We start from the raw sequence: 18,813 nt of genomic DNA, 5'->3' as shown, positions 1-18,813 counted from the left end.
GGGGGTCACGCGCATCCCCCCCTTTAAGAGGGGGGATGCGTGACCCCGGCCCTCGACGGACTTGAATTTCTTGAATTGATCGCGTCATCAGCAGTGCCCCACCCCCACCCCGACCGGCGCTGACCCGGGCCGCGAGGACCTGGAGCTGGGTCAGGGGTGCGGGCGGTGCGGAGGGCGGAGTCGCTTAGTTAGGTTCGAGCGATGGCAGATCGATTTCCGGACCACACCGCGGAGACAATCGGACAGTTCCAGGTGGTGTCGACCTCGCTTTCGACCAGTGAAGCTGAGGAGACCGGCTCGATTCGGCGCACGGGGATCCTGCGCTTCGGAGACAAAACGGTCGAACTTGAAGTAAGCCCCGGCTTCAACCCCATGATTTCGTGGACCCAGACCGGACCTGGATCGCATACCGGTACGTCACCGAAACGGCGTATCACGGACGACGCCGTCGTTCTCGGGGCAATTGCCCACCAACCCGCACGGGTGTCATTGTGGGGCCTCCGCAGTCGCACTCGGCAGTTGCTGGGATTCTCTGCACCGAACCAAGAAGAGCAGCACAGCCGTGAGGTTCTGGAGGTGGACTGGTGCCTCGCCGGCGCACTGTTTCCCGACGAGGATACCGAGTTTCAGACTGTGTCCCTGGATGTCGCTGGGCTTCACCAATTCGCCGATATGTCCAGTGTCTGCATGCAAATATCGGAGCAGGGCATGGCGCCCTTGAACTGGGTGTACAACCCACCGGACGCCACCACCGGAAGAACCGCGACACCGCGATCGGGAGAGGTACGGTTTGACCCTCAGGTGACCTTTCCCGTGCTCGACGGGCCAGACCTCAAAGTCACCACGAATACCGGGCTGGAGATCTTGTTCGAAGGCACCGTGCCACTGCCGGTGGTGGTTTCGGACATCGCTGTCCCAATTAAAAGTCTGTTGACGATCCTGCACGGAACCGACAGTCGCGTGCGAAAGTTGACGGTGTCGACGCCAGCCGGGGATTCGGCTGATGTGTACGGGCACATCATCGATCGGTCGGCACCCCGCGACATAGTGAACGATCTCCTTCTCACCCTGGACGCGGCCGGAGGTGCCGACTTCATCGGCCGCTGGCTGGACCTAGCGAAGCGGACATCTCCCGTGCCACAGATTTTGGCCGCCGCCTACTCCGGCGAGTTCGCAACAGTCGAAGCCGAAGCGCTGTACATGTGCACTGCCGCGGAGACCCTTCATCGCCGACTGCATCCAGACGACCGGCGGTGGACCGCCGAGACCGTGCAAGCAGGGATCTCTGGGCTCGCGACGTCCACTATGCCCGACGACGTGCGGCAAGCACTGGAGCAAGCGCTCAGTCAATACCTCTCCGAGCCGTCGTTCCCGACTCGGATCGAGGCACTAGCCACTCGCGTGAGCGAAGTGCTTCCGGACTGCGTCGGTCGAGTGAATCGATGGAAACAGGCGGTGACCAATCAGCGCAACACGCTGGCCCACGGCTTGCCCTCACAGTCCGGAAACATCGACTTCACGAAGATGCACTACATCACGAGATCCCTGCGCTGGGTCTTGACGCTGTACTTGCTGCTGGAAGCGGGGGTTCCGCCCGACAAGCTCGCAGAAGCAACTAGGGCGAACGATCGTTACGAACGTGACTGGCGCAACTGGCGGCGAGTGTGGCCGCGCGTCTTCGCAACTCCCGCCTGAACTCGCCGTGCCGTCTCGGACGGTCGTCCGCCGGAAAGGAGGGCGTGACTGCCTGCCAAATGCTCAATCGGAAAACCAGTCGGCGCGGTCCGTCACGGTGTTTCACCTTTTTTGCCCACCGAGCCGCCCAGCTCCGGATCAGACTCTCCGTCACCGTCTTCCGACTCCTCCTCAGCGGGCGGCGGTTCGCCGATCGGCTCTGCACCTTCCCACCATTCCTCCACGATTACGCGGACCTGATCAGCGACCTCTCCGGACAGCGGCGCCAAGGTCGTGGGCTTCCGCCCTACCCCGTTCAGTGAGCAGCCGAGGGTGTAGACATCGGTGTCCCCGACGATGTACCGGTCATGCAACAGCTTGGGATCGGCGACCCGCATCTCGATGTTGAGGTCGGGCGAAGCCAGACACACTCGCCACGGGACGAGGTCGTTTTCCTTGGCCGGGCGCCGCATGATCACACGGGTAGTGCTCGTGAACTGAGCAAGGACAAGCAGATGTTCCAGTTTCAGATACGGGTCGACGACCACGCATTCGCCGACCTCAGCGATGGCCCCGACCAGGCTCCCCCATGCCAGCGGGTCGTCGCCACCGAGCATGGTGATCTCCGCCGTGGTGGTCAGATCTGCATCGGCCCGCAGCAGCGCGCGGCCGAGGCCCGTCAAGACCAAACCGATTCCTGTTGCTGAAGTTCTGACCCACCGGAACCGAAGCACCTGCTCGACCAGTGTCTCGTCTGGTTCTCGCTCCTCGATCATGCGCGCTTCGCCCGACCATGGATTGACCAAGCCGGCGATCTGCTTCATCACTGGACTCATGGCATCGGACATCTGCCGATGGACCATCTCGGCCACCGTCTCGCTCAGTTTGAATTTCATCGTGCCGGCGATCGCGTTTGCCGTCTCCGAGGAGAACGGCAGCGACGGTTTTTCTACGCGGCGCCTCGTCACCTTGCCCGCCTTGCGATCAGGCCGTTCTACCCACTCGGTCACCTCGTCCGGCGTCGGCGAGTAGCCACCGTGGTTGGCCGCTTGAACGAACGTCAGAAGCCTCCGTTGGGCCTCGTTGAGGACGGTCACGTCGGGGAGCCTATCGACGCGCGGCGACAACCTGACGGAATCGACACCCCGTGTCAGCCTCCCCGCCGCCCCGAGCCTCTGTCCCCGACCCGTGCGACGCTTGTGCCCGTGCCCGACACCGCTAACCTTTACCGCGAGGACATCGCCAACTTCTTCCGCCGCGCCGAGTGCCATTTCGGCCACACCCTCCGCGAAGAGGAGGCCGGGCTGACCGTTGAGGAAGCAGCCGAAAAGCGCAATATCGGCGCCGCCCAGGTGCGCTCCTGCCGCCGTGGCGTGCACAACGCGCTCGGCGGTGAGTTCACGACCTCCAAGGCGCAGGCTCGTTACGACGAAGCCGTGTACCGGGCTCTGCTGCACTTCCGCGGCGAGATGACCGATGGGCTGCGCCACCACATCGACATGCAGCTCAGACGGTTCAAGGCCGAGTATTTCCCTGGCCTGAAGATGGAGCCGCTGGATTGTGACTACGCGTCCGGGATACCGCTGAAGGCGAACGCGTCCCAACGACGCGAACCGGATGTGTGCCCGGAGTGTTGGCAAGCGCACGCCGGCGAGTGCCAGTAGTCGAGGAGCTCTAGTCTCATACGACACACCGGTCACGTCTGCATCATCACGATTTTTGGTCAGTGGCTGATCATAGAGTGACGACTGACGCAGAAAACCCCAGGTGAGGAGACCACGATGGCTGATCGATCGGCGATCGAGTGGACCGAAGCCACCTGGAACCCCGTCACCGGCTGCGACCGCGTCTCAGCGGGATGCGACCACTGCTACGCCATGACGCTGGCGAAGCGGCTGAAAGCCATGGGCTCGGCGAAGTACCAGGTCGACGGTGACCCTAGAACTTCCGGCCCGGGCTTCGGCGTCACCGTCCATCCGCAGGCCCTCGACGAGCCGTACCGGTGGCGCAATTCGCGCGTGGTGTTCGTGAACTCGATGAGCGACCTGTTCCACGCGAAGGTGCCGTTGGACTTCATCCGCGACGTCTTCGACGTCTGCCGTGACACTCCGCAGCACACCTATCAGGTGCTGACCAAGCGCAGCCTGCGGCTGCGGCGCGTGGCCGAGAAACTGGACTGGCCGGACAACCTCTGGATGGGCGTGTCAGTGGAGAGTGCCGAAGTCCTGCAGCGGGTCGATGATCTTCGCCAGGTGCCCGCCGCGGTGCGGTTCCTGTCGTGCGAGCCACTGCTCGGACCGCTCGACGGCATCGACCTCGCCGGCATCGGATGGGTGATCGCCGGCGGTGAATCCGGTCCCCGCTACCGGCCGATGGAGCTGGGCTGGGCACGAGGAATCCGCGATGCGTGCCAGACCGCCGGGGTGCCGTTCTTCTTCAAGCAGTGGGGCGGGCGTACACCGAAAGCGCTCGGCCGTGAACTCGACGGGCAGCTGTGGGACGAGATGCCTGAGGCCGCTACGGGTTAGGCGTCACTGGCCTCGTCGTCATCATCCGGCCCCTGCTCGAAGATCTGGATACGACTCGTGGCTGGCCAAGGCGAGTTCTTCGGCGCCGTCACCGGCGACAGCCGAACCGTCATCCCCTCCTCGAACAGTCGGCTGAGCACGGTGCGCACGTGGGGTTCGGTGTAGCCGAGGATCTGCGCCTGCGCCACTAGCGTGGTGAACTCGTGAACGCCGACGCGCTTTCTGAAGTCCTCGATCAGATCATCGATGTCGGGCTCAAGCAGGCTGGGCTGGAACGCTGTGTCGGCGCTGGCCCCACGACCGCTCGTAGGGTCAGCCGACCACTTCGCGGAGTTCCAGCATTCGAGCCCCGCCTGGTGGTGTGTCGCGAAGACCAGCGAGTACCGCGTGTACCGGCGGGCGACATCGACACCAAAAGCCGAGGTGTGGCACCCGAGCGCTTTGAGCTTGTCGCAGTAGAGGTTGACGAGCGCAGCCTTCGACTGCGCCGTGGTGAGCCCGTCCGGGATGTTCTTCCACGAGTTGTCCCCGTAGAGGTTGTTCATCACCGACACCATCGCCGGGTTCGTGCGGAACCGGTGCGCTTCGTCGGCCATGAACGTGATTACGGCGTCGTTCCTAGGTACCTTCACGACTTCCGAGATGATCGACCACGGAATCTGGTTGAGCCCGAACGGGTCGATAATCCACAGTGCCTGCTGCCCCGGCTGGACATGGTTACGTCGCACGTCGCCCACGATCTCCTCGAAGGACTTCGGCCCGACAGGCACATGCGCGATCCCGTCATCTACGGGAAGGCACCTCATTCGCTCGCCGAGCGCCTGGCAACGCCGCGGGTCCAAGTCGTTGGTCAAATGGGTGAGGGGCTGGAAGTTTGGACGGCAGATGTGCTCGCGGTACAGCTTCGCGATCATGATCGAGCTACCGTCAAGGCCATCAGCGTACATACCCGAGCCGGCGAATCCGTCAACGATCGTCGCTGGCTTCGCGTACGGGCCTTGCAAGACCTTGCCCATCCAGCATGCGATGTACCGCCGGTAGAACGCATGCTTGAGGCGGGTGTGCGGGTCCGACGTGTAGTCGACCTGAGAGCGCAGATCTTCCTTGCGGGTCACCGGTCTGAATGCTCCGCGGCTGCGAGAGTTCGCCAGGCGCCGAGCCGCATCAATTCGTCTGTGTTTCCTGCCGCCACCCCGGCAGCGTAAGCACGTCTAGCGACCGCTTCTCGGCAACTCGCCGAGAAGCGGATCTTCCTCCACCGGCTCCCGCTGATTCGGCAAACGAGTCGGCCTCGTTGAATAAGGTCTACTAGCGCGACCGTCGAGGTGTAGGAGAAGTATGGGTTCGATTCACGAGGTGATCGAGGCGTTCCGCAAGGCGCCGTCGAACTCCGAGCGCGGCACCAAGTTCGAGCAGCTGATGGTGCGCTACTTCGAGCTGGACCCGATGCTGTCACAGCAGTACGACGCGGTGTGGCGCTGGATCGACTGGCCCGGCCGCGACGGCAAAGCCGACACCGGGATCGACCTGGTGGCCCGCGAACGCGACACCGGCGATTTGACGGCCATCCAGTGCAAGTTCTACGAACCCACCCATACCTTGGCCAAGGCCGACATCGACTCGTTCTTCACCGCATCGGGCAAGACAGCGTTCACCAACCGGGTGATCATCTCCACCACCGACCGGTGGGGCAAAAACGCCGAGGCAGCCCTAGAGGATCAGACCAAACCGGTGCAACGCATCGGCATGGCCGAGATCGCTGAATCCCCCATCGACTGGGACATCGCCTGGCCCGCCGGCGGTGACCTGCGCATCGAACTGTCCCCTGCCAGCAGGCATCAGCCGCGCCCGCATCAGGAACAGGCGATCGACGCCGTGTTTCGCGGGTTCGCCGCCGGCAACGATCGCGGCAAGCTGATCATGGCTTGCGGCACCGGCAAAACGTTCACTGCCCTGAAGATCGCCGAGCGCACCGCCGCAGAGAACGGCGGGGCTGCCCGGATTCTGTTCCTCGTGCCGTCGATCTCGCTGCTGAGTCAGACGCTTCGCGGCTGGACCGCGCAGACAGAACTGGATCTGCGGGCGTTCGCGGTCTGCTCGGACACCAAAGTCTCCCGCACCGCTGAGGATTACAACGTCCACGACGTGCCGATCCCGGTCACCACCGACCCTGCACGGTTGGCGCAGGAGATGGAGCACCGCAAACGCGCCAAAGGCTTGACGGTGGTGTTCTCCACCTACCAGTCGCTGGCAGCGGTCGCCGAAGCCCAAAGGCTCGGAGTCGACACCTTTGATCTGGTGATCTGTGACGAGGCGCACCGCACCACCGGGGTCACCTTGGCCGGCGATGACGAGTCGAACTTCGTGCGCATCCACAACCCGGACTACGTGCAGGCCTCCCGCCGGCTGTACATGACGGCCACACCGCGGGTCTTCACCGACGCCGTGCAGGACAAAGCCGCCACGCATTCGGCGGAGCTGGTGTCGATGGACGACGAGAGCATCTACGGCCCGGAGTTTCACCGGCTCTCGTTCGGTGACGCCGTGGAACGCGGCCTGCTGTCGGACTACAAGGTGCTGGTGCTAACCATCGACGAGTCCGTGATCGCCCCCGGATTGCAGCAGCAGGTCGCCGCTCACGGCAGCGAACTCACCCTCGACGATGCCTCGAAACTGGTCGGCTGCTGGAACGGTTTGGCCAAACGCGCCGGCACCGCACCCGACGGTAGCGGTTTCGTCCCCGGTGAGGCGCCGATGCGCCGCGCGGTGGCTTTCGCCCGCGACATCAAGACCTCCAAGCAGGTCGCCGAGATGTTCCCGGTCGTGGTCACCAAATACCAGGAGCTGCTCGAAGCCCACGAAGACGACGGACAGCAGGTCTCGCCCACCAACCGCGACCTGACCTGCTCGGTCCACCACGTCGACGGCACCTACAACGCCCTGCAACGCAACGCCGAGCTGACCTGGCTCAAAGGAGTTGTCGCCGAAGACGAGTGCCGCATCCTCACTAATGCCCGCTGCCTGTCCGAAGGCGTCGATGTTCCTGCCCTGGACGCGGTGTTGTTCCTGCACCCGCGCAACTCGATCGTCGACGTGGTGCAGTCGGTTGGGCGGGTGATGCGCAAAGCCGACGGCAAGGACTACGGCTACGTGATCCTGCCCGTCGCCGTCCCCCAAGGTGTCGAGCCGGCGACCGCGCTCGGCGACAATCAGCGGTTCAAGGTGGTGTGGCAGGTGCTCAACGCGCTGCGCTCCCACGATGAACGTTTCGACGCGATGGTCAACGCCATCGCCCTCAACAGTGGCTCCGACGGCAAGGGTGGGGTCGGCACCGACAAACTGCTCGGCGGGCACCTCGGCCCCGTCCTCGACGACCTCAGCGACCAGACGGATCAGGACGCCGACCACGCACAGCAGATGGCGTTGTTCTCCCTGTCGGCGTGGCAGGAGGCGATCTACGCCCGCATCGTGGATAAGGTCGGCACCCGCACCTACTGGGAGCAGTGGGCTGCCGACGTCGCCGACATTGCCGCTGCCCTGATCACCCGGATCACCGCGGTCCTCGACGAGGCCGACGGCGCCGCAGCCGAGGCATTCGGCCACTTTCTTCAGGGGCTGCGGGACAACCTCAACGACTCGATCACCGAGGCGGATGCGGTGAGCATGCTGGCGCAGCACCTGATCACCCGGCCGGTGTTCGATGCTCTGTTCGCCGGCCACGACTTCGCCTCCCACAACCCGGTCTCCAAGACCATGCAGAAGATGGTCGACACCCTCGGCGGTACCGGCCTGGAAGCCGAAACCGCGCGACTGGAGGGGTTCTACGAATCGGTGCGTCGCCGCGCAGGCGAGGTGAGCAGCGCCGAGGGCAAGCAGGCAATCATCGCCGAGCTCTACGAGAAGTTCTTCCGCATCGGCTTCAAGAAGCAGGCCGAGGCACTCGGGATCGTCTACACACCGACCGAGATCGTCGACTTCATCCTGCGCGCCGTCAACACCGTCTCCCGCAAGCACTTCGGCCGCGGGTTGACCGATGAGGGCGTGCACATCCTCGACGGGTTCACCGGTACCGGCACCTTCATCGCCCGGCTGCTGCAATCGGAGCTGATCACCGCGGCGGATCTGCAGCGCAAGTATGCGAGCGAGCTGCACGCCAACGAGATCATGCTGTTGGCCTACTACATCGCCGCGGTGAACATCGAAACCACCTACCACGCCCTGGCCGGCAAGACCGCCGACACCGACGCCTACGAGCCGTTCCCCGGTGTCGTGCTCGCCGACACCTTCCAAATCAGCGAAGCCGGCGACTCGATGGACGCGATCATGTTCCCCCACAACAACGCCCGCATCGAAACGCAACTCGCTACCCCGATCAACGTGATTGTCGGCAACCCGCCCTATTCCGTGGGCCAGGCCAGTGCGAACGATCTCAACGCCAACGTGAAATATCCGACCCTCGACGGGCGAATCGCGGCCACGTACGCGAAGCGTTCGTCTGCGACCAACAAGAACAGCCTTTACGACTCCTACATTCGAGCCTTCCGCTGGGCCACCGACCGCATCGGCGACACCGGCATCGTCGGCTTCGTCTCCAACGGCGGCTGGCTCGACGCCAACACCGCCGACGGAATGCGGCTATCGCTGACCGACGAATACTCCGCGATCTACGTCTACAACCTGCGAGGAAACCAACGCACCGCTGGCGAACTGTCTCGCCGAGAGGGCGGAAAGGTTTTCGGCAGTGGCAGCCGCAACACTGTCGCCATCTTCATCGGGGTCAGGGACCGTAGCGGGACCGGGCCGTGCGAGGTGTCCTACCGCGACATCGGCGACTACCTCAGTCGAGAAGAGAAGCTCCGGATCGTCAGCGAAAGTCAGCACGACTCCCTCGACTGGCAAGCGATCACACCGAATGATCACGGCGACTGGTTGAACCAGCGAAGCGATGAATTCCCATCGTGGCCTGCGATCGGAGACAAAAGCAGTGGAGCTAGGGGAACAGTCTTCGCCACATATTCTTCCGGGCTCAAGACCGGCCGCGACGCCTGGTGCTACAGCTGCACCCACGCTTCTCTTGAGGCGAACATGCTTGAACTCCTCCGACAGTATGCCGAGGCAAGGGGTGTATTCCACACGCACACCGGGCCGAACAGGCCAAACGAGGCCGATATCGCGGCCTTCTTGAGTTCGAATCCCGAACTCACGAAAGCCGGTCGAATCAGCTGGAACGTTGGCCTCAAACAGCTGCTGGCCGCCGACGTACCCATAAGCTGGCGCACTGAGAATGTGAGAACCAGCACCTACCGGCCCTTCAACCCTCAATGGACTTACATGGACCGGTCCGTCAACGACCGGGTCTACCAGCTCCCGTCAATGTTCCCGACTGCTCAACACTCGAACATTGGCTTCTATGCGATCGGGGTTGGAGGTACGGCCGACTTCGCACTTCTTGCCACCGACCGGCTTCCCGACGTTCAGATGCTCGGGGCCGGGCAGAACGGCCAGTTCTTCCCCCGATGGACCTTCGAGAAGGCCGAATCCGACGACGGCGGTCTCGCGTTCGACATAGTCAGCGGTGAGGCCGATGAGCACGGCTACCGCCGCATCGACAACATCACCGACGAGATCCTGACGCTGTACCGCGACGCCGTCGGCGACCAAGTGAGCAAAGACGACATCTTCTACTACGTTTACGGCCTGTTGCACGAGCCCGCCTACCGGCACGCCTACGCCGCGGACTTGAAGAAGATGCTTCCGCACATCCCGACGCCGGAGACACGGGAACGCTTCGAGCAGCTGGCCGACGCCGGCCGCAGGCTCGCCAAGCTGCACGTCGGCTACGAGACCGTGGAGCCGTATCCGCTTGAGGTGCTGCTCAAGCCTGGCGCGCATCGGAAGGATCCCGATACCTGGCGGGTGGAGAAGATGAAGTGGCGGTCTAAGACCGACCACTCGGCGATTATCTACAACTCTCGGGTCACCATCGCCGGCATTCCCGAGGAAACCGAGCGTTACATGCTCGGCTCCCGCTCAGCTCTCGCCTGGATCATCGACCGCTACCAGCTCAAAACCGACAAGGCTTCAGGAATCGTCAACGACCCCAACGACTGGTGCGACGAACACGACGACCCGACCTACATCGTCGACCTGATCAAACGGATCACCACCGTCAGCATCGAGACGATGAAGATCGTCGACAGCCTGGCCGAGACCGCGGGATAAGGCCTCCCCTCCCGAGACCCTCCCCCTCACCCGCCCCGGGCCGCCCTGTTCACCGCGGAGACCACCGCCCGCAGCGACGCGGTGGTGATCGACGGAGCGATCCCTACGCCCCAGACGACAACGTCGCCGATCTGAGCCTCCACGTAGGCGGCGGCCTGAGCCCCCTCGCCGGCACTCATGGCGTGCTCGGAGTAGTCCAGTACGTGCACCTGCACACCGACCCTGCTCAGCGCGTCGACGAACGCGGCCAGCGGTCCATTGCCGGACCCCGCGATCTCCGTCTCCACCCCGTCGACCTTGACGACCGCCTCGATGCGGTCGGTCCCGTCGTCGGTCTCGGCCGCGATCAGCTTCTGGTGCATGCGCTCCAGGGGCCGGATCGGGTTCAGGTATTCGTCGGCGAATGCGTCCCACATCTCTTTGGGGGTGACCTCGCCGCCTTCGCCGTCGGTCAGCTGCTGAATCACCTTGGAGAACTCGATCTGCAGCCGGCGCGGCAGCACCAGGCCGTGATCGGTCTTCATCACATACGCCACGCCGCCCTTGCCGGACTGCGAGTTCACCCGGATCACCGCCTCGTAGGTGCGCCCCACGTCGCGGGGGTCGATCGGCAGGTAGGGCACCTGCCAGGTCATTTCCTCGACCGTGGAGTTGGCGGCATCGGCGTCGATCTTCATCTGATCCAGGCCCTTGTTGATCGCGTCCTGGTGGCTTCCGGAGAACGCCGTGTAGACCAGATCGCCGCCGTAGGGGTGGCGTTCGGGCACCTTCAACTGGTTGCAGTACTCGACGGTGCGGCGGATCTCATCGATGTTGGAGAAATCGATCTGCGGGTCCACGCCCCGGGAGAACATGTTCAGCCCCAGCGTCACCAGGCAGACGTTGCCGGTGCGCTCACCGTTGCCGAACAGGCAGCCCTCGATCCGGTCGGCCCCGGCCTGATAACCCAGTTCCGCGGCCGCCACGGCGGTGCCGCGGTCGTTGTGCGGGTGCAGGCTCAGGATCACGCAGTCGCGCCGCTTCAGGTTGCGGCTCATCCACTCGATCGAGTCGGCGTAGACGTTCGGGGTGGCCATCTCCACGGTGGCCGGCAGGTTGAAGATGATCGGATTGTCCGGCGATGGCTGGATCACGTCGCCGACCGCGTCGCAGACCGCCTTGGCGTAGGCCAGTTCGGTTCCGGTGTAGGACTCCGGGGAGTACTGGTAGCGCCACCGGGTGCCGGGGTATTTGGCCTGCTCTTCCAGGCACTTTCGGGCGGCCGACACTGCGATCTGCTGCACCTGGTCCTTGTCGGCGCGGAACACCACCCGGCGCTGCAGGATCGAGGTGGAGCTGTAGAAGTGCACGATCACGCTCGATGCGCCCGCGCAGGCTTCGAAGGTCCGCTCGATCAGCGCATCACGGCACTGGGTCATCACCTGCAGGGTGACGTCGTCGGGGACCGCGCCCTCGGTGATGATCTGGCGGACGAAGTCGAAGTCGGTCTGGCTGGCGGCGGGGAAACCGACCTCGATCTCCTTGTAGCCCATCGCCACCAGCAGGTCGAACATCCGGCGCTTGCGCTCTGGACCCATGGGGTCGATCAGCGCCTGATTGCCGTCACGCAGGTCCACCGCGCACCACAGCGGGGCGCGTTCGATGACGCGGTCGGGCCAGGTGCGGTCGGCCAGCGTGACGGGTTCGACCTCGTCAGCGAAGCTGCGGTACCGGTGGACCGGCATCGCCGAGCCGCGCTGGGTGTTCCAGGCGGGCTGGCCGGGATTGGGTGGTCCTGCGGGTGTGGTGATGGCGCGGGTGGACGTGTAAGCGTCCGAGGAAATGGAATCAGCGGGGGAAACGAAAGTGGTCATGATGCGTGCTCCGGCTGGTCGAAAGGGGACTCAGACCGGCGCGTCGACGAAACCCGCGACGGGAAGCCGGTCCTGGTCAGACCCCGTCGCGGCGCCGGAGAAGGAGCACGCGCTGCATGGCGGTCAGAGTAGCTCCGCTGTCGGCTCCCTGGAGCAAAATCATCACCATGACCGTCGCCGCCGCCGACACTGCCGCGGCGTACCGTCGAGGGTATGACGGCAGACGTCCCGGTCGTGGAGCCCACGCCGGAGCTTCTCGCGCTCCTGCGCATCAGCGACGCGCAGATCGCCGCGGGGCAGGTGCAGCCGCGGCCCGAGCGGCCGCCGCGGGACCGCCAGCCGTGAACCCGGAACCGAATCTGACCAGCGCCGATTACCAGGAACTGGCCGACCCCTACGAGCGGGAACCTCCCCGCCGAGACGAGCGGATCGGGGAGCCGGTCATCGACATCGGCGCGCCGATGCGCCGCCGTGCTGAGGAGCGGCTGCAGCGGATCGCCGACATCCGCACGGTCTCGCGGCTTTCCGCGGCCGGCAAGGACCCCGACGAGATCGCAGCGGAGCTGCAGCTGGCGGAGCCCCTGGTGGATCGGCTGCTGCGCTCAGCGGGGGTGGTGATCGACGTTGAGGGCTCCCCCGAGGAACTGATCCTGCGGGCCTACCTCGACGGCTCGCCGCGTGAGCAGTTGATTGATCAGCTGAGCAGGTATCGGTACACGTTCCCCGAGTACGCGCCGTTCCCGCACGAAGGGAAGACGCACAGCACCTGGGATCACGTCGAGGCAGCTGCTGTTGCTGGATTCATCAGCGTGGAGGAGTTTCTGCAGGTCCACGCGGCGGTGAATCCGCCGGCGCCGGGAGCGTGAAATGTACCCAGAGCACAGCTCCGTCGAACTCACCCGTGACCTGCCCGATGAGGGTCTCGCGGCCGGCGCGACGGGCGCGGTGGTCCACGCCGGCACCGGCGCGTACGAGGTCGAGTTCTTCACCCCGGACGGCAGCACGATCGCAGTGGTGACGGTGGAGGAAGCCGACATCCGGCTGCGCAGCTAAGGGGCCATCTCCCGCGACCAGCTTCCGCCGCCGGATATCTCGTACCGCGCATCTGACTCCGCATCGGCGACGTAGCGGCGCACACCGCCGTCAACGACCAAGGCGATTGCGGCGTCCGTGGTTTCGGAGGTCACCCGGTACGGCGCCCACCACATGGATCGGGGGCCACTCGGCTCCAGCCGCGACAGGAAGTGCTCGCTGTGCTCGGCCAAGTCCCCTGGTCGGCACCGTTCACGTAGCCGCGTCAGCTCGGCCGTCCACTGCGCCCGCAACTCCGTGGCGCGGGCGGCGATCTCAGCGTCGGCAGCGGCGACGGCCGCGGTCATGTCATCGGTCATGGGGCGAGTGTGTACCGGCGGTGTGACAGTGGCGGGTAGGGCGCGGGTCGCAGGATCCGCCGTGTTTCGGCGTGTCGCGCCGTCGTCTTCTCCCCCGAGATGAACTCGCGGGCCTGCCGTAGGGCCATCGGCGTCGGCTGCATGCCGGACAACGCAAACGATCCCATCGCGTTGAGCACCCACTCCCGCCGCTCTTCCTCGGTCGTGCCGCGCTCCGGCACTGCATCGTCGCTGGTCATGGACCTAGACTCCCACAGCCCCAGCCACGCCCCAGTCGCATTCCTCCGTCGCCGCAGCGGTGACGTGCCCGGCCCGGTCCAGTTCCAGGAACAGCAGTTGGACACCTCGGCCGGCAGCATCCGTCGCCATCACCGTGCACCGGCCGCCGTGGCGCTGGGCAACCGTCACCGACGGCGCCGAGTCGTCGATCACGGTGTACACCCCGCCGGCGAACCCGATCCGCACCCCAACCAGCGTTGCCGGCGCCGCCGCGGGCCGCGGGGTCAGGCCGACGAACCAGCCGGCGCTCATGCCCATCGCGGCGCCGACGGCAACGGCGACCCCGCCGGCCAGCGTGAGCTGGGTGATCCCGGCGAGCTGCCCGACCAGCAGCGCCACGAAGCCAACGCCGGCCAGCACGGCTGCCTTCTCGGAGCGGGTCAGCGGCTCAGAGGTTTCGGTGGTGGTCATGCGGGTGTTCCTTCCGAGAGGTACCGATAGACGGTGGCGCGGGAGACGCCGAGCATCTTGGCGATGTCGGTCGCCGCGATTCCTTTATCTCTGAGGCTGCGGGCTTTCGCGGCGTCGGCGTCGTCGATCTTGCGGGGCCTGCCGCCTTTGCGCCCGTTCGCCGCGGCCGCGGCGAGGCCGGCTCGGGTCCGCTCGATCATGGTGTCGCGTTCGAGTTGGGCGAAGGCGGCCATGATCGTCAGCATCGCCTTGCCCATCGGCCCGTCGGTGTGCAGCCCTTCGGTCAGGCTGCGGAACCCGATGCCCCGCGAGGTGAGTTGGTCGACGACGGCCAGCACGTGCTGGGTGTTGCGGCCGAGCCGGTCGAGTTTCCAGACGGTGAGGACGTCGCCTTCGCGGAGATGGTCGAGGCAGGCGTCGAGTTCCGGTCGCTGCGCCTTCGAACCGCTGACGCCGTGGTCGGTGTAGACCCTCGCGGCGCCGGCGCCGGCGAGCGCGTCGAGTTGAAGCTGCGGATTCTGGTCCGTGGTCGAGACTCGCGCGTATCCGATGATCGCCACCGGCCCTCCTGTCTCGCAATCCCGTCGATCTATGGGTTTTGAGAATACTAGTTATGAGACAGGTTTACAAGACACACACGCGATTGATCGTCGCAGGACTTGCGGCTGACGGGCGGCGGCTTGTCTCAGTCGCATCAACCCTTCGTTTTTGAGACGACGTTTAGCGGACGTTCGGCTGGTCGCGATCCAAGGCGGGCACGGAGTTTGTCGATCTCGGCGCTCATCTGTGTGCCGATCTCGGCGAAGATCGCCCGTCGTTGGTCGGGCTGGTTACGCAGTGTCGCCAATGAGGCTGCAAGCAGTCGTGGCGGGGTGAACAGCTTGGCGGTCGGTAGATCCCGGTTCATAACTTTCAGTAGCGTCGTCGCGCCATCTGGATCGGCTGCGATCCGGCGGATGACTTCGGCGGTCAGCGCTGACGGAGGCCCGGGCGGTGCCATCTGCATCGCAAACCAGTACATATCGTAGGAACTGCGGTCGCGCTGCTTCCACCACCGTTTCAGTGCCGCATCTTGCGCTGCTGCAGACCCGACAGAGCTGCCAACGGCTATCGACAGCGCCTTGGCTTGGCAGAGCGCGTCGGAGATGCCCTGTCCCGGGGAGAAGTCCTTGAAATGACCGGCATCCCCGACGAGCGCCCACCCTGGACCAGCTGATTCGCGAAAATAGCTGTGCCAGTTAGCCATGACGCGCAGCGGTCCGTCACGGTCAGTGTCACCGACGATCGAATGGAGTTCGGGCCACTGTCTAAGCGCCTTGCGGTAATTGGCCTCTCGGTCACGGTTGAAGGCGGCAATCTCACGATGATCGACTCCGACGGCTGCCATGTAGAGGCCCGAGTCCGTCGGACTAGCCAGGAAAGAGAAGTTGCCCCTGCGCCCGATACGCAGACGTGGCTCCTGTGGCCCCGTTGCGAAGTACCCCCACACCGGTATCCGCCCGCCGGGCTTTGCCAGGTACTCGCGCGCGCCCACGGATTTAGCTACTACCGAACCCCGCCCGTCGGCACCGACCAGCAGCCCGGCACCGATGGGTCCGTTCACGGTGTCGATGCCGTTCACGCGTAAGCCCTCCGTGCGGGTCCCGGTAACCCGGCATCCGGTTCGCACATCGACGCCAACGTCCACCGCCACCTGCAGTAGGGCGTGGTCGAGAACGATGCGGCGCACGTTCAGGCCAAGATGGGGAAACGTCTCGCCAAGGACACCGTCGAGAGACACGTCGTCGATCACCATGCTGAAGCTGTCCAGTTGGGATGCGCCGTGTGCCAGCACGGGGTCCAACGCGCCGAGTTCGGCGAGGACCGCCACGCCCCGGGGTTGGATCACATGAGTCGATGGCGTCTCGCTCGGGAACGTGGCCTTGTCGACCAGACACACCCGCATGCCAGCCCGCGCCAAATAGATAGCGAGCGCAGACCCCGCGCAGCGTGCACCCACCACGACAACGTCAAATGACTCCACCGCAGCCTCCGCACCCACTCGACATTGGGGGTGAACCTACATCGGCGACACCGACGTTGACACTGAAATTCCTGCTGACGCCCTACCCAGCTGCTCAGCTGTTGACGTCTCCACAGCCCGGCACGACGTTATCGTCGGTGATGCTGTGCAGGTACCAGCTGCCATCGACGTTCGTCAGCTGGAAGGTGGCTTCGGAAGCTGCGGAGACCCCGGGGGCGGTTGGGGCGCTGCGCGGTACCGAGGTGTAGGTGTAGCAGGCGACGACGGTCGCATCAGTTGGGTTGATCGATGTCACAGCGGTATTCGCCAGGCGCAGTGGGCCGCCCGGAAAGCTGATGGGTACTTGGTCTGCGCCCATGACCACACCGAGGTCCATTCCCGTGCGGTGCACGCCGTTGCCCTCGCCAGGTTCGAGCACCGACCAGAACCGTTTCGATTCGGGGCTACCCTGCCCGACATATCGGTAGCCCTCCACGGCAGGCCAGATGTCGTTGGTGAATCGCTCGATGATCTGCTGCTGGTTCAGAGTGGATTCCACTTCCACGGGTTCACCGGGCGGACTGCACGCCACGACAGTGACGAAGGGGATGAACAGAGCGACCGCCGAATTCATCGACACCCAGCCCCTTTCAGTCTCTCCCTTACCCCGCGGTCAGCTGTTGACGTCCCCGCACCCCGGCACGACGTGGTCGTCGGTGATGCTGTGCAGGTACCAGGTGTGGTCGACGTTGACCAAACCGACGGTGGCTTCTGATGCTGCGGTTGCGCGCTGGGTGTCGGCGATGTTCACGTACCACCAGTGGGTGTAGGTGTAGCAGACATTCAGAGTGGCGGTATCGCCTTGAACCGACTGGACATCGACGTGACCGAGCGTCAGGCCGTCGTTGCCGTGAGTTGTCTGCGTGGCACTCTCGTACTCGCCCGCCCGCCCCAGTCCCCACACGGCGTCACGAAGCGGACCGTACGCGGTCGCGGAGCTGTCGGTGGGATCGACTACGGCGTGGTACTGCTGGGAGGGCGGCGCACCTTGATTGCGGTTCTCGTTGTAAGCCGCAATCGCGGGCCATATCACCGTGGTGAACCTGTCAGTGATCTGCTGGTTGTTCACAGCGGGTTCCGCCTTCGCAGGATGGTCGGGAGAGCTACACGCCAGGACGATAGCTAGCGGAAGCAGCGCGGCGAAGAGTTTCATGGCAGCCTCAGAATATCGGCGGACCCGTGACCACTTACTCCCCCAACGCTCACGGGGCTGCCGGAGCCCGGAGCCTCCATCATGTACCCGTTCCCGATGTAAATTCCGGTGTGTTGGGTGGCTCCGCCTTGATAGCCGCCCACGCCGCCGAAGACGAGGACGTCGCCGGTCTGAGCATTCCCGGCAATGGCTGAGCTGGGGACATTTCCGCCAGACTGCGTGAATGTCGGGTTGGTGTCGATGGCGTCGGTACCCATCCCCGTGTCGAAGCCAGCACCCTGCTGCACCGAGTAGCGGACCAGGCCCCCGCAGTCGTAGCCGTAGCGGTCCCAGTCGTGGAACTGGTTGGCCCCATCACCCTCATCACCCTGCCCTACCGACGGGCCGTCCGGTGATTTGTTTCCGCCCCAGGCGTAGGTGGTGTTCTGCTGACTCGCCGCGTGAGCCAATGAATCGATCGCCGGGTCGCCGGTCGGGGTCCGCGGGTCCGGCAGCGGGTCACCCGGTTTGAAGTTCGCCAGGCGATCACGCCACTCCTGCGCGGACAGCCCGGAAAGCAGCGGCGACGGGTTCGGGTTGGTCGCGAGGTAGTCGCTGCCTCCCAACTCGGGGTGATCGTGACGGCCGGCGGTCGCCTCGGTGGGCGAGGGCACCTGGCCGTTCTTGGCCGGCAACGGCAACTGATCCGCCGGTGTCTCTTTGCCTTTCGTCTCATCCTTCGGCATCGGCGGCCCGTAGATCGGACGACCGTCGGGCGTGAGCTTGGTGTCACCGACCACGGCGCGAATCGCGGTGGCCAGGTCTCGGTCGGTCTGGTTGGCCTCGGTCATCAGCTTCGTCAGCCGGCGCTGCAGGGTGTCGAAGTCGGCGCGGTTGCGTTCGGTGACTTGGCCGCTGAGTTGCCCAGTCGGGCTGATCGACCAGTTATTGCTGGCCGCTGCCGATTTGATGGCGCCCCACTCGGTCTTGCACGCCTCGACCTCGGACCGCGCGTAGGAGAAGGCATTCGCGATCGCAGTCGCCTCGACCTGCTGATCGGTGATGTCGACGCGGTGCTTGCCCAGCTCTTGGCGGAACGCGTCGCCGCCCTTACCTTCCCAGTCTTTGAGCCCGTTGCCGGCGGCATCCAACGTCGCTCCGAAGTCGGCCTTGCGCGCGGAGCGTTCCGTGGCTATCTCGAACACCGTGTCCAAGGTCGCCAGATTCCACTTGTCGATGCCGTCGGTGGTGATCGTCATCG

At 64.8% G+C, this 18,813-nt stretch carries 18 protein-coding genes; 7 read left to right on the top strand and 11 right to left on the bottom strand.

The features are described 5' to 3' along the window. The first annotated feature begins 201 nt into the window (after positions 1 to 201). Positions 202 to 1,695 carry a HEPN domain-containing protein gene (locus MJO54_RS02450; protein WP_240175601.1) on the top strand — a complete coding sequence of 498 codons (1,494 nt, stop codon included), beginning with the start codon at positions 202 to 204 and terminating at the stop codon, positions 1,693 to 1,695. 92 nt (positions 1,696 to 1,787) lie between these two features. Here the strand turns inward: MJO54_RS02450 and MJO54_RS02445 are convergent, their stop codons facing one another. Then, positions 1,788 to 2,771 (bottom strand): hypothetical protein, encoded by a 984-nt coding sequence (locus tag MJO54_RS02445; protein ID WP_240175600.1) that lies wholly within the window; start codon positions 2,769 to 2,771, stop codon positions 1,788 to 1,790. Positions 2,772 to 2,879: 108 nt separating this feature from the next. Between MJO54_RS02445 and MJO54_RS02440 the strand changes: the two genes are divergently transcribed. Continuing rightward, the gene (locus tag MJO54_RS02440) at positions 2,880 to 3,338 is read left to right on the top strand and encodes a hypothetical protein (protein ID WP_240175599.1); all 459 of its coding nucleotides are present in this window, start codon (positions 2,880 to 2,882) and stop codon (positions 3,336 to 3,338) included. Between the two features lie 117 nt (positions 3,339 to 3,455). After that, on the top strand, positions 3,456 to 4,202 hold the full coding sequence (locus tag MJO54_RS02435) for a DUF5131 family protein (RefSeq protein WP_240175598.1): 747 nt from the start codon (positions 3,456 to 3,458) through the stop codon (positions 4,200 to 4,202). Here MJO54_RS02435 and tcmP read toward each other — a convergent pair. Beyond that, positions 4,199 to 5,317, bottom strand: a complete 1,119-nt coding sequence (gene tcmP / locus MJO54_RS02430) for a three-Cys-motif partner protein TcmP (RefSeq protein ID WP_240175597.1) — start codon at positions 5,315 to 5,317, stop codon at positions 4,199 to 4,201. The genes MJO54_RS02435 and tcmP overlap by 4 nt on opposite strands. Before the next feature lie 223 nt (positions 5,318 to 5,540). Here tcmP and MJO54_RS02425 point away from each other — a divergent pair, with 223 nt between their 5' ends. Then, positions 5,541 to 10,424: a DEAD/DEAH box helicase gene (locus MJO54_RS02425; RefSeq protein WP_240175596.1), complete on the top strand. Its 4,884-nt coding sequence runs from the start codon at positions 5,541 to 5,543 to the stop codon at positions 10,422 to 10,424. 26 nt (positions 10,425 to 10,450) lie between these two features. Here MJO54_RS02425 and leuA read toward each other — a convergent pair whose 3' ends face one another. Further along, positions 10,451 to 12,277 carry a 2-isopropylmalate synthase gene (gene leuA / locus MJO54_RS02420; protein WP_240175595.1) on the bottom strand — a complete coding sequence of 609 codons (1,827 nt, stop codon included), beginning with the start codon at positions 12,275 to 12,277 and terminating at the stop codon, positions 10,451 to 10,453. A gap of 213 nt (positions 12,278 to 12,490) precedes the next feature. Between leuA and MJO54_RS02415 the strand changes: the two genes are divergently transcribed. From MJO54_RS02415 to MJO54_RS02405, 3 genes are read left to right on the top strand one after another with little or no spacing between them, the layout of a single operon-like run. Then, complete coding sequence (locus MJO54_RS02415; protein WP_259602778.1) at positions 12,491 to 12,622, top strand: hypothetical protein; 132 nt, start codon at positions 12,491 to 12,493, stop codon at positions 12,620 to 12,622. Continuing rightward, positions 12,619 to 13,143, top strand: coding sequence for a hypothetical protein (locus tag MJO54_RS02410; RefSeq protein ID WP_240175594.1), 525 nt, complete (start codon positions 12,619 to 12,621; stop codon positions 13,141 to 13,143). Before MJO54_RS02415 ends, MJO54_RS02410 begins: the two co-directional genes overlap by 4 nt. A 1-nt stretch (position 13,144) precedes the next feature. Next, positions 13,145 to 13,330, top strand: coding sequence for a DUF4926 domain-containing protein (locus MJO54_RS02405; protein WP_240175593.1), 186 nt, complete (start codon positions 13,145 to 13,147; stop codon positions 13,328 to 13,330). On the opposite strand, the gene MJO54_RS02400 is transcribed toward MJO54_RS02405, so the two are convergent. The 8 genes from MJO54_RS02400 to MJO54_RS02365 form a co-directional block, all read right to left on the bottom strand. Continuing rightward, positions 13,327 to 13,668, bottom strand: a complete 342-nt coding sequence (locus MJO54_RS02400; protein ID WP_240175592.1) for a hypothetical protein — start codon at positions 13,666 to 13,668, stop codon at positions 13,327 to 13,329. The two genes, MJO54_RS02405 and MJO54_RS02400, sit on opposite strands and share 4 nt — an antisense overlap. Next, a complete protein-coding gene (locus MJO54_RS02395; RefSeq protein ID WP_240175591.1) occupies positions 13,665 to 13,907 on the bottom strand; it encodes an antitoxin VbhA family protein in 243 nt (80 codons plus the stop codon). The genes MJO54_RS02400 and MJO54_RS02395 overlap by 4 nt, the downstream gene beginning before the upstream one ends. Before the next feature lie 4 nt (positions 13,908 to 13,911). After that, positions 13,912 to 14,358, bottom strand: a complete 447-nt coding sequence (locus MJO54_RS02390; RefSeq protein WP_240175590.1) for a hypothetical protein — start codon at positions 14,356 to 14,358, stop codon at positions 13,912 to 13,914. Then, positions 14,355 to 14,918: a recombinase family protein gene (locus MJO54_RS02385; protein ID WP_240175589.1), complete on the bottom strand. Its 564-nt coding sequence runs from the start codon at positions 14,916 to 14,918 to the stop codon at positions 14,355 to 14,357. Before MJO54_RS02385 ends, MJO54_RS02390 begins: the two co-directional genes overlap by 4 nt. A 134-nt stretch (positions 14,919 to 15,052) precedes the next feature. Next, positions 15,053 to 16,381 carry an NAD(P)/FAD-dependent oxidoreductase gene (locus tag MJO54_RS02380; RefSeq protein WP_240175588.1) on the bottom strand — a complete coding sequence of 443 codons (1,329 nt, stop codon included), beginning with the start codon at positions 16,379 to 16,381 and terminating at the stop codon, positions 15,053 to 15,055. Between the two features lie 94 nt (positions 16,382 to 16,475). After that, positions 16,476 to 16,994: a hypothetical protein gene (locus MJO54_RS02375; protein WP_240175587.1), complete on the bottom strand. Its 519-nt coding sequence runs from the start codon at positions 16,992 to 16,994 to the stop codon at positions 16,476 to 16,478. Positions 16,995 to 17,033: 39 nt separating this feature from the next. Then, complete coding sequence (locus tag MJO54_RS02370) at positions 17,034 to 17,489, bottom strand: hypothetical protein (RefSeq protein WP_240175586.1); 456 nt, start codon at positions 17,487 to 17,489, stop codon at positions 17,034 to 17,036. Between the two features lie 80 nt (positions 17,490 to 17,569). Beyond that, the gene (locus MJO54_RS02365) at positions 17,570 to 18,811 is read right to left on the bottom strand and encodes a C40 family peptidase (RefSeq protein WP_240175585.1); all 1,242 of its coding nucleotides are present in this window, start codon (positions 18,809 to 18,811) and stop codon (positions 17,570 to 17,572) included. Between the last annotated feature and the right edge of the window lie 2 nt (positions 18,812 to 18,813).

This window comes from Mycolicibacter virginiensis (genome assembly GCF_022374935.2).
Classification (GTDB): domain Bacteria; phylum Actinomycetota; class Actinomycetes; order Mycobacteriales; family Mycobacteriaceae; genus Mycobacterium; species Mycobacterium virginiense.
Note: the sequence above shows the minus strand (reverse complement) of the source record. Positions and strands in the feature narration are given on the sequence as shown.

Bases quoted from the DNA above. Each gene is read 5' to 3' on its own strand.
- MJO54_RS02450 (WP_240175601.1), top strand. From the start codon at position 202: ATGGCAGATCGATTTCCGGACCACACCGCGGAGACAATCGGACAGTTC.
- MJO54_RS02435 (WP_240175598.1), top strand. From the start codon at position 3,456: ATGGCTGATCGATCGGCGATCGAGTGGACCGAAGCCACCTGGAACCCC.
- MJO54_RS02425 (WP_240175596.1), top strand. From the start codon at position 5,541: ATGGGTTCGATTCACGAGGTGATCGAGGCGTTCCGCAAGGCGCCGTCG.
- leuA (WP_240175595.1), bottom strand. From the start codon at position 12,277: ATGACCACTTTCGTTTCCCCCGCTGATTCCATTTCCTCGGACGCTTAC.
- MJO54_RS02415 (WP_259602778.1), top strand. From the start codon at position 12,491: ATGACGGCAGACGTCCCGGTCGTGGAGCCCACGCCGGAGCTTCTCGCG.
- MJO54_RS02405 (WP_240175593.1), top strand. From the start codon at position 13,145: ATGTACCCAGAGCACAGCTCCGTCGAACTCACCCGTGACCTGCCCGAT.
- MJO54_RS02400 (WP_240175592.1), bottom strand. From the start codon at position 13,668: ATGACCGATGACATGACCGCGGCCGTCGCCGCTGCCGACGCTGAGATC.
- MJO54_RS02395 (WP_240175591.1), bottom strand. From the start codon at position 13,907: ATGACCAGCGACGATGCAGTGCCGGAGCGCGGCACGACCGAGGAAGAG.
- MJO54_RS02390 (WP_240175590.1), bottom strand. From the start codon at position 14,358: ATGACCACCACCGAAACCTCTGAGCCGCTGACCCGCTCCGAGAAGGCA.
- MJO54_RS02375 (WP_240175587.1), bottom strand. From the start codon at position 16,994: ATGAATTCGGCGGTCGCTCTGTTCATCCCCTTCGTCACTGTCGTGGCG.
- MJO54_RS02365 (WP_240175585.1), bottom strand. From the start codon at position 18,811: ATGACGATCACCACCGACGGCATCGACAAGTGGAATCTGGCGACCTTG.